Annotated in this window: 14 protein-coding genes; 4 read left to right on the plus strand and 10 right to left on the minus strand. The window is 73.0% G+C overall.

What is annotated here, in order from left to right:
* Nucleotides 1–309: 309 nt before the first annotated feature.
* Nucleotides 310–1,656: a hypothetical protein gene (locus IF30_RS0122030; RefSeq protein WP_030241077.1), complete on the plus strand. Its 1,347-nt coding sequence runs from the start codon at nucleotides 310–312 to the stop codon at nucleotides 1,654–1,656.
* A gap of 66 nt (nucleotides 1,657–1,722) precedes the next feature.
* On the opposite strand, the gene IF30_RS0122035 is transcribed toward IF30_RS0122030, so the two are convergent.
* Nucleotides 1,723–3,024, minus strand: a complete 1,302-nt coding sequence (locus tag IF30_RS0122035) for a glycosyltransferase (protein ID WP_158835355.1) — start codon at nucleotides 3,022–3,024, stop codon at nucleotides 1,723–1,725.
* A 126-nt stretch (nucleotides 3,025–3,150) separates the two neighbouring features.
* Between IF30_RS0122035 and IF30_RS0122040 the strand changes: the two genes are divergently transcribed.
* The 3 genes from IF30_RS0122040 (at nucleotide 3,151) to IF30_RS0122050 (ending at nucleotide 5,786) form a co-directional block, all read left to right on the plus strand.
* A complete protein-coding gene (locus IF30_RS0122040) occupies nucleotides 3,151–3,894 on the plus strand; it encodes an NAD-dependent epimerase/dehydratase family protein (RefSeq protein ID WP_030241082.1) in 744 nt (247 codons plus the stop codon).
* Between the two features lie 64 nt (nucleotides 3,895–3,958).
* Complete coding sequence (locus IF30_RS0122045) at nucleotides 3,959–4,954, plus strand: aldo/keto reductase (protein WP_030241085.1); 996 nt, start codon at nucleotides 3,959–3,961, stop codon at nucleotides 4,952–4,954.
* Between the two features lie 58 nt (nucleotides 4,955–5,012).
* Nucleotides 5,013–5,786, plus strand: a complete 774-nt coding sequence (locus IF30_RS0122050; protein ID WP_030241087.1) for a class I SAM-dependent methyltransferase — start codon at nucleotides 5,013–5,015, stop codon at nucleotides 5,784–5,786.
* 9 nt (nucleotides 5,787–5,795) lie between these two features.
* Here the strand turns inward: IF30_RS0122050 and IF30_RS0122055 are convergent, their stop codons facing one another.
* The 9 genes from IF30_RS0122055 to IF30_RS43805 form a co-directional block, all read right to left on the minus strand.
* A complete protein-coding gene (locus tag IF30_RS0122055; RefSeq protein ID WP_030241090.1) occupies nucleotides 5,796–6,167 on the minus strand; it encodes an MmcQ/YjbR family DNA-binding protein in 372 nt (123 codons plus the stop codon).
* 78 nt (nucleotides 6,168–6,245) lie between these two features.
* A complete protein-coding gene (locus IF30_RS0122060; protein ID WP_030241093.1) occupies nucleotides 6,246–7,100 on the minus strand; it encodes a shikimate dehydrogenase in 855 nt (284 codons plus the stop codon).
* 5 nt (nucleotides 7,101–7,105) lie between these two features.
* Nucleotides 7,106–7,930 (minus strand): class I SAM-dependent methyltransferase, encoded by an 825-nt coding sequence (locus IF30_RS0122065; protein ID WP_051710792.1) that lies wholly within the window; start codon nucleotides 7,928–7,930, stop codon nucleotides 7,106–7,108.
* Nucleotides 7,927–8,184, minus strand: coding sequence for a helix-hairpin-helix domain-containing protein (locus IF30_RS0122070; protein ID WP_030241097.1), 258 nt, complete (start codon nucleotides 8,182–8,184; stop codon nucleotides 7,927–7,929). The genes IF30_RS0122065 and IF30_RS0122070 overlap by 4 nt, the downstream gene beginning before the upstream one ends.
* 10 nt (nucleotides 8,185–8,194) lie before the next feature.
* A complete protein-coding gene (locus IF30_RS0122075; protein ID WP_051710794.1) occupies nucleotides 8,195–9,697 on the minus strand; it encodes an MDR family MFS transporter in 1,503 nt (500 codons plus the stop codon).
* A gap of 21 nt (nucleotides 9,698–9,718) precedes the next feature.
* Entirely contained in the window at nucleotides 9,719–10,576 is an 858-nt protein-coding gene (locus IF30_RS48035; RefSeq protein WP_030241100.1) for a DUF4346 domain-containing protein, read from the minus strand.
* Nucleotides 10,570–12,399: a B12-binding domain-containing radical SAM protein gene (locus IF30_RS43800; RefSeq protein ID WP_051710796.1), complete on the minus strand. Its 1,830-nt coding sequence runs from the start codon at nucleotides 12,397–12,399 to the stop codon at nucleotides 10,570–10,572. The genes IF30_RS48035 and IF30_RS43800 overlap by 7 nt, the downstream gene beginning before the upstream one ends.
* Nucleotides 12,393–13,727 (minus strand): alkaline phosphatase family protein, encoded by a 1,335-nt coding sequence (locus IF30_RS0122090; RefSeq protein WP_234322798.1) that lies wholly within the window; start codon nucleotides 13,725–13,727, stop codon nucleotides 12,393–12,395. Before IF30_RS0122090 ends, IF30_RS43800 begins: the two co-directional genes overlap by 7 nt.
* Before the next feature lie 5 nt (nucleotides 13,728–13,732).
* Nucleotides 13,733–14,998, minus strand: coding sequence for a GTP-binding protein (locus tag IF30_RS43805; RefSeq protein WP_078891582.1), 1,266 nt, complete (start codon nucleotides 14,996–14,998; stop codon nucleotides 13,733–13,735).

The raw sequence follows: 14,998 nt of genomic DNA on the forward strand, positions 1-14,998 counted from the left end.
GGTGGGGCGCTGCTGCCGGCGCCGCAGGACAGCCGGCTGCCATCCGGCTCGATTCAGACCAGGAGACTAGATGACTATAGTGATTGTCAAACTTCCGGCCAGCCGACGTGACGATCGCGGACCACCGGGCCAAGGCGCATGCACAGTCGAGGGCTTGGCGCCCGCCGCCCTCGGCCCGGCACTCCTTTAGGTGCCTTGACTTTAGTTAATGCACCCGCCTAGAGTCGCCACGCCCGTCTGTCGACTGCCGTCGGCGATCCACAAGGCGGCCTCTCGATGTCCGCCCACGGTGCAGGGAGGATGCAGGCAATGTCGGAACAGCAATCGGGAGCGGAGGCCGCTCCGCCCGTCCCGCTCCCCCCGAGCGGCGCGGAGCGGGATCCCGAGGCGACCGCAGAGGCGCTCGCGGACGCGGTCGCCGCCGGCTGGTCCTGCGTCGTCACCGTAGGTGTCCCGCTCTGCTCCGACGGGACCGACGCCTGGTTCGGGTCGGGGACGTACGACCCCTTCAGCGAGCGGACACTGCTGGCGCCGCCCGAAGGGCTCAGCGCGGAGGGGGAGTCCGACCTCCGCTTCGCGCAGGCCGTGGCCGAGCGGCTGAACGCCCTGCCGGTGACCGGCCCCGGGTCGGTCGCCTTCTCGCTGTCGGTCTTCGACGGCAAGATGGTCCACGGCATCGGACGGGCAGCGGCCCGGCGCGTGCACGCCCGGATCGCCGCGGCCCCCGAGGACTTCCTGCCCCCCGCCGCGCTGGCCCTCTACCACGCGGTCGACAAGCGCCTCGCGTTCGACTTCTCGCTGAACTACCGCAAGCTCGGGGACCGGTTCGTGGACCGTCTCCGCAGCGAGGTCCGCCCGATCACACCGTCCCTGTTCACGGGACGGCTGATCGACCTGTTCCTGGAGACGGGCTGCGTCCCGCTCCGGCGCGTCGACGAGTCGCAGCGCATCCCCGGGATGGGCCAGGTGCTCTGCGCGACGCCGAACACCCTCTCGGTCGGCCGGCGCGTCGGCGGCCTCTCACCGCTCGACGGTCGGGGCCGCATCCAGACCGGTTCCGAGGCCGTCACGCTGACCAACGAGAGCGGCGCCTACATCTGCGAGGTGACGGCGATCGGACGACTGCTGGCGATGCTCGCCCACGCACCCGACCGCGCGGACGGCAGCGGCGTCCTCACGCTCAGCGTCCTCAACACCCGCGACCCGGGGAACCACAAGATCCAGCGGATGAGCTGGGCGGCCGGCGAGCTGGTCACGGCCCTGCTGCCGCACCTGCGGCCGGACTCCTGGTCGCGCCGGCCCGTGGTGCACTGGGCCGCGGTGACGGACGGGCGCACCTCCTCGGTCGTCAGCTCAACGCCGGACGCCGTGGCTCGGCAGGAGTTCCTGGCCGACCTCAGGGCGCGGATCCGGCGGGCCGACTCACCGCGCCGACGCGAGGAGATCGTCGCGGGCGAGCTGGAGCGCATCCGGGCCAGGGTGCAGAACGCCGACCCCGACGGCGCGCCCGTGCTGTTCCTCTACGGTCCCGGCGACATCGACAGCCGCAGGGCGGCCGGCCTGCCCGCGCGGGACGACGACCACGGCCCGGCACCGGACGGCACGACCGCTCGGGTGCCCGACGCCACGGTCGAGCCGAGCTGCTTCCTGAACTGAGCCCCCGAACCGGTGGCGGTGCCCCCGCAGCCGGGGGCACCGCCACCGGCGCTCGGCCGGCTCGGCTCAGTCGAGGAGTTCCGCGATGAGCCGGGCGGCGGCTTCCGGCCGGTGCTCGCGGTGGAGCCGCCGGGCGACGTCGTTCGCGGCCGACCGGTACGTGCCGTCCGTGAGCAGCAGCTCCAGTTCCTTCCTCAGGGCGGGAGCGGTCGCGTCGAGTCGGATCTGCCGCCCCACTCCCAACTGCACGGCCCGGCGGGCGTTGTTGAACGCGTCCTGCTCGAACGGGGCCACCAGCATGGGGACGCCGAAGGCCAGGCCCCGGACGAACGTGCCGTGACCGCCGAGCGTCACCAGGACGGAGCTGTCGGGGAGCAGTTCCTCGATCGGCCGGTAGCCCGAAGCGCGGACGTTGCCCGGCAGTCGCCCGTCCGGGACGACGCCGCCGAGGAAGTGGAACTCGGCGTCGACGCCCTCGGCCGCCTCCAGGAGCGAACGCACCAGCCGGGGCTGGGCGGAGTGGAGCGTGGTGGACAGGCTGACCAGGACGCGGCGGGGCCCGCCGCGGTCGTCCGGCCGCCCGCCCGGCGGTGCGAACCCCGCGCCGACGTACCGGACGCGCTCGGGCACCCGGTCGGCTGCCGGATCCGCCGTCGGGAACGTCGCCACCATGCACCGGTCGGCCCGGTCGTACTGGTCCGTCGCGGCGCTCAGCGGTGCCAGTCCCCAGCGCGCCCGCACCTCGTTCAGGGCCGGGAGGGCGTCCTTGACCATGCGTTCGAAGAGCGGGACGAAGGGCCCGTTCCGTACCAGCTCGTGCGGGGACGCCCCGGCGGCCATCGGGTAGATCGCGTTCATGAAGACGACCTGCGGCAGTCCGAGCCGCTCGGCGGCCACCAGGGCGCCGGGCAGGACGTAGTCGGCCACCACGATCCGAGCGCCGGTGTCGCCGGCGGCCTCGATGACGTCCTGGCACATCTCGGCCGCCGGCCCGTACATCACCCGGTCCCTGATCAGCCGGGCGGCCTCCGCCGGGGAGGTGGCCTCCCCGATCTTCAGCAGGTCGCCCTCGGGCGTGCGGGGGTCGTGGACGGGGGAACGGCGGAACTCGCGGAACGCGGCGCCGGCGGCTTCGGTGCGGTCCTTGACGGACGGATTGCCCAGCACCGTGACCGTGGCCCCCCGGGCGATCAGGTCACGGACGAACAGCAGCGAGGTCGAGACGTTGCCGCCGCCGTCCCAGAGCACGAAGAGGACGCGGGTGCCGGCCGGCGCCCGGGTGGTGCCGCAGGGCGGGACCGTGGCACCCGACGGCGGTGGCTCCTGGGCCGTCCGGGGATTCTCTGTCGCATCAGGTTGCTCTCGCACGCGTGTCAGTATCAGGAGCGTGTTGACTAAAGTCAACGCGGCTGTATCTTTGAGTCACCGCCTTCCGCTTGCGGCCGGGGCCGGCGCCGTGGGAGTCGGCCGTGAGAGTCGTGAGAGAGGAACTCCGTGGAGATCGTCGGGAGCGGCTTCATCGCCACCAGCCTCGCGCCGCTCGCCGGGGCCCACCCCGGAGTCGTGGCCGCCGCCTTCGGGGTGTCGTTCGCCAGCGGAGTCCCCGAGGCCGACTTCACCAGGGAGGCCGAGCGCCTCTACGAGCTGGTGCGGCGCTGCGAGCGGCGCGGCGAGAAGCTGGTGTTCTTCTCCACGGCGTCGCCGGCCATGTACGCGGTGCCCGGCGAGCCGGGCCGGGAGGACGGGCCCGTCTTCCCCTCCACCGCGTACGGCAGGCACAACCTGGCGCTGGAGACCGTCCTGGCCGCGTCCGGCATCGACCACCTCGTGCTGCGGCTGGCCCACCTCGTCGGCCCGGGGCAGCCCGCACACCTGCTGGTGCCGTCCCTGGTGCGACAGATCCGCTCCGGGACGGTCCGGCTCCACCGCGGCGCCCGGCGCGACCTCCTCGACGTGGCCGACCTGGTCACGGTCCTGGACCGGCTGCTGGCCTCCGGGGTCAACCGCACCGTGGTCAACGTCGCCTCGGGCACGGCGGTGCCGATCGAACGGCTGGTGGACCACATCGAAGCGGGGCTCGGGGTCCGCGCGGTCCGCGAGTACGTCAGCGCCACGGTGAGCCAGCCGGTGTCGACCGCCGAACTGCACCGCCTCGTACCGGAGATCGCCCGGATCGGCAGCGCGGACTACTACCGGCGGGTGCTCGACAAGTACATCGGCGAATACGCCACGGACTGACGGCGACGGCCGGACCGAAGGTCCGGGGCGCCACCAGCACTCCACCACCAGAAGGGCGGTCTTCATGGACGACCGGTTCCACACCCAACTGGGCCGCACCGGCCTGAGGATCAGCCGTCTCGCCCTGGGCACCGTGAACTTCGGCGGCCGGGTCGACGAACCGGAGTCGCACCGGCTCATGGACCATGCGCTGGACCGCGGCATCAACCTCCTCGACACCGCGAACATGTACGGCTGGCGCGTCCACAAGGGGTACACCGAGGAGTCCATCGGACGATGGCTGGCCGCCGACCCGACGCGCCGCGACCGGGTCGTACTGGCCACCAAGGTCGGCAACGAGATGGGCCCCGGCCCCAACGACCAGGGCCTGTCCGCCCGGCACGTCATCGCCGCCTGCGAGGCGTCACTGCGCAGGATGCGCACCGACTGGATCGACCTCTACCAGATGCACCGGGTGGACCGCACCGTCGGCTGGGACGAGGTGTGGCAGGCCATGGACCAGCTGGTCAGCCAGGGCAAGGTCCGCTACGTCGGCTCCTCCAACTTCGCGGGGTGGAACATCGCCGCGGCGCAGGAGGCGGCCCGCGCCCGCCACTTCCTGGGGCTCGCGTCCGAGCAGTGCGTCTACAACCTGGCGACCCGCTTCGCCGAACTGGAGGTCCTGCCGGCCGCCCGCGCCTACGGCCTCGGTGTGCTCGTCTGGTCGCCGCTGCACGGCGGCCTGCTCGGCGGCGCGGTCCGCAAACTGGCCGAGGGCAGCGCCGTCAAGTCCGCGCAGGGCCGCGCGCTCGCGGAACTGGACGCCCGGCGCGACACCATCGTGGCGTACGAGCGGTTCTGCGACGAGATCGGCCGCGACCCCGCCCAGGTCGGGCTCGCGTGGGTGCTGGCCCGCCCGGGGGTGACCGCGCTGGTCATCGGGCCCCGCACGCCGGAACACGTCGACAGCGCCCTCGACGCGCTGGAAAAGCCCCTCTCCGAAACGGAGTCCGCCCGGCTCGACGCCCTGTTCCCGCCCACGGGCCGGGGCGGGGCCGGGCCCGACGCCTGGATTTCCTGACCCACCCCATGTCGCGTCACGCCCGAGGAGTGACCGGGCGCCCAGAAAGGACAACCCCATGACCCAGGCCGAGCACAAGGATCCGCGACTCCTGCCGCACGAGTCGGCGCAGGAGAAGGAGGTGCGGGAGCGGCTCACGAAGCTGCTGACGGAGACGCCCATGCCTCCGGTGTACCTGATCGACAACCTCCCGGTGTACCTGCGGCGCCACCAGCTGGCCGATCTGCTGACGATGGACGCGCTGTACCGGATGCTCACCGACGTCCCCGGCGTGATCATGGAGTTCGGTGTCCTCCACGGCCGCCACCTCGCGACCCTCGCCGCGCTGCGCGGCATCCACGAGCCGTACAACTCCTTCCGCCGGATCATCGGTTTCGACACCTTCACCGGCTTCCCGGAGATCGCCGACATCGACCGGGTGAGCCCGAGCGCGGCCGTCGGCCGGTTCGCCGTCCCCGAGGAGGAGGTCGACCACCTGCGCGAGGTGCTGGCCGCGCACGAGGCCGGCGACCCGATCCCGCACGTCCAGCGGAGCTTCGTCGTCCAGGGGGACGTCCGGGAGACGCTTCCGCGCTACCTGGAGGAGAACCCGGAGACCGTCATCGGGATGGCCTTCTTCGACCTCGACCTCCACGAGCCGACCCGTGAGGTCCTGGAGGCCATCCGCCCCCACCTCACCAAGGGCAGCATCATCGCCTTCGACGAACTCGGGCACCCCCGGTGGCCCGGGGTGACCGCCGCGATCCGCGAGACGCTCGGGCTGGACACCATGACGCTGCGCCAGCTGCCGTTCCGCGAGCAGCCGGTGATCTACCTGAAGTGGGGCGAGTGAGGCCGCCGGTCAGGGGGTGAGGGGCGAGGGGGAGGTCTGGGGGCGCAGCCGGCGGGGCAGCGACGCCACCACCAGGTCGTAGGACTGTTCGAGCAGTTCGCGGACCTCCTCCGCGCCCAGCCCGCCGTCGAGCAGCACGGTGACCCAGTGCCGCTTGTTGAGGTGGTAGCCGGGCAGCACGGTCCGCGGGTGCTGGGCCCGCATCGCGACGACCTCGTCCGGCGGGAGCTTCACGCTGACGCGCGGCGGCACCGAGCCCTCGCTGAGCAGTGCGAAGATCTTGCCGCCGACGCGGTAGACGGCCGGTTGGTCACCGAAGGGGAAGTCCTCGGCCGTGCCGGGCAGGCCGAGGCAGTGCTCGGTGACGTCGTCGGGATTCACGGTGCGACCTTTCCCTGCCCCTGGGGGCCTTTCGGAGCGGACCTGTCGGACCGACGTCGGTCCGACGTCGGACGGACTTCACACGGACGCGGCGAAATCGGCCGTCATGCGCCGCGCGTCGGGGCGGATCCCGGTGAACAGGCGGAACCCCTCGACGGCCTGGTGGACCAGCATGCCGCCGCCGGGCAGCGTGCGGCAACCCGCGGCCCGGGCGCGGGCGAGCAGCTCGGTCTCGGCGGGGCGGTACACCAGGTCGGCGACCCACGTGCCCGGCCGCAGGCGGTCGGTCGGCACCGGGCAGCCCGGCGAGCCGGGCATCCCGACCGGGGTGGCGTTCACCAGGCCGGTCGCCCCCGCCACGGCCGTCGCGAGCGCCGTCAGCGGCGCGGTGGCGACGGCGGCGTCGCCGAACAACGCCCGCAGCCGGGTGGCCAGGAGCCCGGCGGCCGCCGGGTCGGTGTCGAGGACGGTCAGCCGTCGCGCTCCGGAGGCGAGCAGGGCGTGGGCCACGGCCGCGCCCGCGCCGCCGGCGCCGAGCACGGTGACCCGGTCGAGGTCCGCGTCCGGCAGGCCGTGCCGCAGGCTCGCCATGAAGCCGGTGCCGTCGGTGTTGTGACCGGTCGCGCCGTGCTCGTCGAACACGATCGTGTTGACCGCGCCGATCGCCTCGGCCTCGGGTGACAGCCGGTCCAGCACCGGCAGCACGTCGCGCTTGCACGGGTGTGTGACGCCCACCCCCCGCAGCCCGGCCGCCCGGGCCCGGGCCACCAGCTCCGGCCCGGTGGCGGGGCCCGACTCGTCCAGGTCGAGGAGCCGGTAGTGGCAGCGCAGGCCGTGCCGGGCCGCTTCCCGCGTGTGCAGCACCGGACTCAGCGACCCCTGGATGCCCGCCCCGATGAGCCCGATGGTGTATTCCGCGCCGACCGCGTCCATGCCGGCTACTCCGGCCGGACGCCGACGGCGATGAGGCTGCTGGCGTCCAGGTGGGAGTGCCCGGCGGCCGCCAGGTCGGCGTGGAGGCGGTCCCGGACGCGGCCGAGCTGCTGCTCGTCCATGCCGAGCACGAAGCGGCGGGGTGCCGCGCCGAGCACGAACATCCAGGCGTCGTCGCCGAGCATGGGGACGCGGTAGTCGACCCGGTGCACCTCGACGTCCACCAGGCCGAAGGAGCGCAGCCAGGCGGCGAGGCCGTCGGCCGAGTTCACCCGGGTGCGCGGGTCCGGGGTGGCCGGCAGCGGGGGCAGCGGGCGCACCGCGGAGGCGGCCTCGCGGGCGCGGCGGACCATGCTGTCCATGCCGCCGCCGACCCACGTGCTGACGGCTATTCGCCCGCCGGGGCGCAGCAGGTCCACCAGGTGCCTGGTCCCGGCGTCCATGTCGGGGAAGAAGAACACGCCGTAGCAGCACTGGACGAGGTCGTACGGGGTGTCCGCGTGCCAGGTGGTGGCGTCGCCGCGGTGGAACCGCAGGTGCGCGAGCCCCTGGCGGTCCGCCTCCGCCCGGCCCTGCTCCAGCAGGGCGTCGGCCATGTCGACGGCGTCGACCCGGCCGGTGGGGCCGACGGCGCGGGCGGCGGGCACGGCCGACGCGCCCGATCCGCAGCAGGCGTCCAGGACGCGCTCGCCCTCGCGGGGCTGGGAGACGCTCGCGGCGAGCGCCCCCAGCGGCCCCCACAGCCGCGAGTACCAGGACTCGAACTCCCGGTGCGTCTGGCTGAACAGCGCGCCCACCGGGACGGTTGGCGCGGCCGATGTCACGGTCATGGTTTCTTCGAGTCCTTCCAGTTCCACCAGAGCAACCTCTCCGGTTCCCGGCCGCCCTCGGCGTAGTAGACGGCGCACCGGAAGACGTAGAGCATGCAACGGTCCACGTAGGAGCCCTGTTCGAGCATCAGGCGGTCGTACAGCTCCTCGGGGTCCTGTCCGACGAGTTCCTCGACGCTGTGGATGCCCATGCGGTGCAGGTCGCCCTCGACGGCCTTGCCGACGCCCGGGATCTTCCTGAGGTCGCTTTCCACGGGTCCGCCCTCACTCGCCCAGCGCGCGGTCGCGCAGCCCGAGCGACAGGACGAGGGCGACCAGCAGGACGGGCACGGCGATGAAGAAGACGCTGCCGAGGGAGTCCGCGTACGCCCCGGTGAACCCGTGCCGCACGTCGTCGGGCAGCTTGTCGAGCGCGGCGGCGGTCAGGTTCGTCATGGTCTGCGCGCTGCCGCCGGGCAGGTGCTTGGGCAGTTCGGTGGCCAGCCGGGAGGAGAACACCGCGCCGAACGCCGAGACCCCGAAGGAGGCTCCGACCAGCCGCGCGTAGGTGACCGTCGCGGTCGCGGTGCCGATCTGGGCGGGCGGCACGCACCCCTGCACGGCCACCACGAACACCTGCATCGACAGGCCGGAGCCGATGCCGAGCAGCACCGAGTAGGCCACCACCAGGAGCCAGGGCGTGTCGGCGTCCATGGTGGACAGCAGGTACGACGCGAGCGCCGCCACGGCCATGCTGGCCACCGGGAACCAGCGGTACTTCTTGGTCCTGGCGATCCGCCGGCCGACCAGCGTGGAGGTGGCGACCAGGCCGAACATCATCGGGATCAGCACCAGGCCGGAGGTGAGGGCCGACGCGCCGGAGGCGGCCTGGAGGAAGAGCGGCAGGAAGTTGACGGTGGCGAGGATCGCGAACCCGGCCAGCATGGTGATCGCGTTCGACAGCACGACGGTGGACTTGCCGAACAGCGACAGCGGGATCATCGGTTCGGCGGCGCGCCGCTCCACCGCGATCCAGACCGGAACGATCACGACGATCGCGACGATCAGCCCGATGCCGCGGGCGGACAGCACCGCGTCGAGGCTGCCGGCACGCCCGGCCAGCAGGGCCACGCACACCGACAGGGCGGCCAGCAGCGCCGCACCCGGGTAGTCGATCTTCGGCCGCCCGCGGGTGGCCGAGCCCGGCAGCAGGAACGCCACCGCGACGAGGGTGAGCAGGCCGAGCGGCAGGTTGACGTAGAACGCCCAGCGCCAGCCGACCGCGTCGGTGACGACGCCGCCGAGCAGCGGCCCCGCGACGCTGGCGACCGCGAACACGCTGGTGGAGTAGCCGGCGTACTTGGCGCGCTCGGCGGGCTCGAACAGCTGGCCGATGAGCGAGAAGGAGGCGACCACCAGCGCGCCGCCGCCGATCCCCTGGACGACCCGGAAGGCGATCATCTGGGTCATGTTCCCGGAGAGTCCGCAGAGCATCGACCCGGTGACGAACACCACGACACCACTGAGGTACACCACGCGGTGGCCGAACAGGTCGCCGAGCTTGCCGCCGACGATGGTGGTGATGCTGAGCGTGAGCCCGTACCCGGTGAACACCCAGGCGAAGTGTTCGAGTCCGCCGAGGTCGTGCACGACGCTCGGCAGGGCCGCCCCGATGATGGACTGGTCCAGAGTCGACAGCAGCATCCCGAGGAGGATGCCGCCGAACACCAGCAGTCGTCGGCGCAGGGTCGGGGCCGCCGCCGGGGCGGCTACGGTTTCAGCGGTCACAGGGCTACTCCATTGCGAGATTCAGCGGTCACACCGCTCATCCATCGGGGGGACATCGGCAGGAAGCGCGTCGGCGGCCCGCGCGGCGAGGGGCCGGTCCTGGACGTATGCGAGGCCCAGCCGCAGCGCGGTCTCGGCCTTGGCCAGTTCGCCGCCCAGGTAACCCGCGTGCGCCGGGTCGGTGGTGAGACCGTGGTCGACGGCGGCGAGGGTGAGCGCGGTGGCGCTGTGGTGGCGCAGCTCGTGACCGCTCGTCAGGTCGTCGCGGTAGTGCCTCAGCACGATCCGCCCGGCGGGGCGGTCGAGGGAGACCACGAAGCAGCCGGCTCCGGCCGCGGCGACCCGCCGGATCCGCCCGACGGCTGCCAGCTGCACCAACGGCGGTTCACTGGCCGCCAGTTCCTCCCGCAGGCGGCCCTCGGTGCCGTCCGCCCCGCCCGTGCCGAGCCCGCCGTCCGCGGCGTCGGGGTGGCGCGGCAGCGCGTCGATGGCGGCCAGCAGGGCGGCCGGGTCGTCCTGCCCGCGCAGGTCGTGGACGGCGACCCGGCGGCGGAAGGCGGCGACGACGGACGGCCGCAGGTTGGCCAGGCGCGCCCGGTAGCCGTCCGCGCCGATGATCGTGCCGTCCGGGGCGGTGCCGTGCGCGGCCAGCGCGAGCAGGCTCTGGCCGGGGTGGAAGGGCCGGGAGTCGTGCCCGCACACCACCAGGTGCCGGACCTCCGGGCGCGCGAGGGCGCCCCGGACGATCTCCTCGATCCCGAGGTTGGCGGTCGCCAGCGGGGCCGCGACCGCCACCCGGGGGTGGGCGGCCAGACGTGCGGGCAGCGCGTGCGTGCGCAGCGTGCAGACCGCGACGTCCGTGCTCCCGGGGGTCACCACGTGGGGGCACCCCCGTTGTAGGAGCGCGGCGCGCCACCGGGGGTGACCGCCGGGAGGGTCGAGCTGATGGCGCTGACGTCCGCGCCGATCCGGTGCAGCCGCATCCCGACGCGCAGCTGCTCCTCGCGGATGCGGTCGATGCAGGAACCGAAGCGGTCCTCGATCTGCTCCAGCTGCCGGCGGCGCTTGGCCGTGTCGAGGCGGTCGTTGAGGACGTCGTCGAGGTTCTCCATGAAGAACTCGTGGTTCTGCCGGCCCATGTCCTGGCGGATCTCGTGCAGGAAGGCCTTGAACTGCTCCAGCAGCTCCACCGCCCCCGGGAGGGCGTGGAAGCGCCGGTAGAGCCGGGACACGAAGGTCTGCACGACGACGTTGAACGTCTCGAACTCGAAGACCACCGACTGGTCGGTGATGACGCCGCGCTCGTGGTAGTCCTCGTTGTTGTACAGCGAGGCGAAGTGGACGGCGAGCCGCTCGACCCGCTCGTCCTGGTAGCGGTAGTCGTAGGGGTCGAGCGTGTCGTGGTAGCGGTCGCCGAGCAGGCCGTCGTCCTCCAGCTTGCGGGCGATGGAGGTGCCCGGGTACACCTCCAGCCGCTCGGTGAGACGGCGCAGGTTGTGCCCGGCGTGCTCGCGCAGGAAGTCGGCGTTCTGGGTGAGCGTCTCGACCGTGGCGTAGGGGTGGAGCGGGATGAACCCCATGGCCAGGTAGATGCCGTGCTCGCGCAGCATCCGGATGATGCAGATGTTGTCCTCGACGGTGGCGCGCTTCTCCCACAGCAGCAGTTCCGAGGCGACGCCGGACTCGATGCCGACGTTGACCTTCTCCAGGCCGCTGCGGACGAGCAGGTCGAGGAGGTCGTGGTCCTCGGGGGTGTCGGACCAGTTCTCCGCCCGCATGCAGACGTTGTAGTAGATGTCGAGACCACGGTCGAGGATGCCCTCGGCGATGGCCCGGACCCGCTTCTTCCCGACCCGGCCGCCGTCCGGGTCCTCGAAGGTGGAGTCGATGAAGTCGAACGTGCGGAACCGGTGGTTGCGCACGAGCTGCTCCACCTCGTCGAGCACGTAGCCGGGGCCGACCCCGCGCCACGCCTTGCCCGCCTGGACCCGGTTGCCGAGGTTGGGGGCCGAACAGAAGGTGCAGCGGGCGACGCAGCCGCGGCTGGTGCTGACCCGGACGTACTCGAGCTTGTTGCCGTGGGCGACGAGCTGGTCGCGGGCCGGGTACGGCAGCGCCTCCAGGTTGTGGATGAGCGGCCGGGCCGGGTTCTGCCGGCGCTTGCCGTCCGCGTCCCGGTAGGCGATGCCGGGGCATCCGGTGACGTCCTCGCCGAGCGCGAGCCGCTGCACGAGGTCGAGGATGATGGGCTCGCCCTCGCCGACGGCGACGATGTCGGCGTACGGGTTGGCGCGCAGCACCTCGGTGCCGGTGAACGTCCCGGCGGGGCCGCCGCAGGCGATGACCACGTCGGGCATCCGCTCGCGCAGGGCCTCGCAGAACTCCACGCAGCTCGGCACGTTCAGGCTCATCAGGGTGAAGCAGACGAGCCCGGGGTCGTAGTCGACGATCGCGTCCACGACCTCCTGGTGGCGGCCGTGCTCGGCCTCCCGGATCTCGCAGGAGAACCCCGCCGCACGCAGCGTGGCGGCCATGTAGGCGACGCCCAGGTGCTCGGGGGACATCACCAGGTCGCCGTCCAGCAGGATCACGAAGCTCACCCGGAACGCGGCCGGGTCGGTGATCCTCGGATCGAGCGCGATCTCGAAGTGCCCGGGCTTCTCCCGGGGTTCCAGTTCGAGCTTCAGCCCGGGGGTCAGCATCGGACGTCCTCCTCGCTGCGCGGCCGCATCGACCGCATGTCGGTGCCCTCGGTGCCGGGCGGCGGGTCGATGCCCAGGGAGGCCAGGACGCTCGGTGCCACGTCGCGCATGTGCAGGGGCTCGGTGCCCTGGTCGCCGCGGCACCAGAAGGTGGCGTCGGAGCGGGTGTGGGTGCCGGTCAGCGGGGCGGTCCCGACGACCCGGTCGGTGGCCCACGCGCCCCGGATCTGCACGCCGGCCGCGGGCATGACGACGAGGTCGGGGGCGTCGCCCGCGTACGGCCCGCGGTAGGTCCTCGGCCCGGACAGCACCTCGGCGACGACGGGCCTCCCGGCGCCGCCCTCGACGATCCGGCCGTCCTCGGTGAGCCGCAGGGCGAGCAGCCGGGCGCCGATCTCCTCGGGGTCGGCGGGCCGGCCGCCGCGCGGGAAGCGGTCGGCGGTGTTGAAGTAGATGCGGCCCGGGTCCAGTGCGAACGCCAGGGTGCGCTCGTCGATCTCCTCCAGGGACTCCGCGCCCGGCGCCAGTGCGAGGTAACCGGCCTGCCGCAGCCAGGCGTTGAGGTAGAACTGGGTGTCAGCGGGACCGAATCCGTGGTCGCTGGCGATGAACAGCGCACCGTCCCCGGCGCGGTCCGCCAACTCCGCCACGGCCTCGTCCACCCTTCGGTAGAAGTCGAGGATACGTGGGTGCAGTCGGGCCGTGGGGTCGATCAGCGAACTCCACAGGAAGTGGTGCACGCGGTCGGTCTCGGTGATCACGCACACCGCCAGGTCCCAGTCGTCGGACAGGACTTGGGCGAAGGCGGCGCGACGGGCGGCGAGGGCGGCGTCGACCCGGTCGAGGAACCCGTCCGGGTCGCCGGCCACGTCGCCGACCTCGACGTCGAGCTGGTAGTCCAGGGCGCGCAGCGGCTCCCGCAGCTCGGGCGGGTACACGGCGCGGTCGAAGTCCGGTGCCACGAAGCCCGACACGAGCGTGCCGCGCAGCGGCGGCGCGGGGTAGGTGCTCGGCACGTTCATGATCACGCTGCGCCCGCCGCTGCGGTCGACCGCCTCCCACAGCGGCGGGGCCTTCAGGTCGCCGTAGTTGGGGAAGTAGGTGCGGTAGGTGCCGGGCTGCAGGTCCACGAACCCGTAGATGCCGTGCGTGCCCGGGTCCGTCCCCGTCAGGAAGCTCGCCCAGGACGTGGAGCTGATGTCCGGGACGGGTGCGCTCATCGCGCGCAGGCTGCCCTGCGGGAGCAGGCCCGCGGTCTTCGGCATGACGCCCCGGTCGGCCAGGTCGCGCAGCAGCCAGTACGGGACTCCGTCGAGTCCGATCACCATCGCGCTCACCGGTGGTCCCCCTCTTCGATCGCGTCCACGATGCCCAGGCCGAGGATGCGGGTGGCGCCGTCGGTGAGCATGAAGCGGCCCAGCGGCGCGCAGACCCGCACGTCGTCGCCGTCCGCGGCGCGGTCGAGCACGACGGTGAGTTCGGCGACCTCGTTGAAGCGCACCGGGCCCCGGTCGGAGGCCTCCGGGGCGGGCCGGGCACTGTCCCAGTGGCGTTCCACCCGGGCGATGGTGGCGGTCAGGTCGGCGCCGGCCCGCCGGAGCATGCACCGGGTGCCCTCGGCGAAGCCCTCCTCGGTGGTGCACAGCACCCGCACCCGCCACCGGTCCCCGCGCAGCGGCCGCCGGTCGGCGGGCGCGAGCACCGTGCCCGGGGCGCACGGCGGACCGGACAGGACCAGCCCGATGTTGTCCCCCGCGGCGGCCGACTCCTGGGGCGGTTCCCCGAAGCGCTCGATGCGCAGCACCGTCCGGGCTTCCTCGCCGGGTGCGACGAGCACGTCGCCGGCCCGCAGTTCGCCGCTGAGCACCCGGGCCAGCACCCGGCCGCCGACCGCGTCCTGGGCCTCGACCCGCAGCGGTGCGCCGCCGTCGCCCCAGGGGGTCAGCTCGGCGAGCGTGTCGAGCAGGGGACGCCCGGTGTACCAGGACAGGTGCGCGGTGGGGGTGGTGACGTTGTCGCCGGCCATCGCGCTCACCGGGACGGCGGTCACCAGGGTGAGGCCGATCTCGTCGGCGAGCGCGGCGACCTGCCCGACGGCGGCCCGGAACTCCGCTTCCGCCCAGTCGACCAGGTCCATCTTGGTGACGGCGCAGACGACGGCGGTGACCCCCAGCAGCGCCAGGACCCGCATGTGCCGCCGGGTCTGTTCGGCGGCGCGCTCGCGGCAGTCCACCACGATCACGGCGGCCTCCGCCCGGGAAGCCCCGGTCGCCATGTTGACGAGCAGCTCGGCGTGGCCGGGCACGTCGATCAGCACGTACCGGCGGCGGCCGGTCTCCACGACGGCGCTGGCGGTGTCGAGGGTGAACAGGTCGGCGCGCTCCTCGGTCAGTCCGTCGAGCAGGAACGCCAGCCCGCCCTTCTCGACGGGCACCTCCAGCCTGTCGGCCGTGACGCTCTCGGTGTCGAGCAGGAGCCTGCCGAGCAGGGTGGACTTGCCGTGGTCCACCTCGCCGACGAACGCCACCCGCAGGGTGTCGTCGGGGCGGGCGGGGGTGCCGGGGGCCGGCGCCCCCTCGGGAAGTACTCGTGTCGTCAC

The organism is Streptomyces sp. NRRL S-350 (genome assembly GCF_000719705.1).
Taxonomy (GTDB): Bacteria; Actinomycetota; Actinomycetes; order Streptomycetales; family Streptomycetaceae; genus Kitasatospora.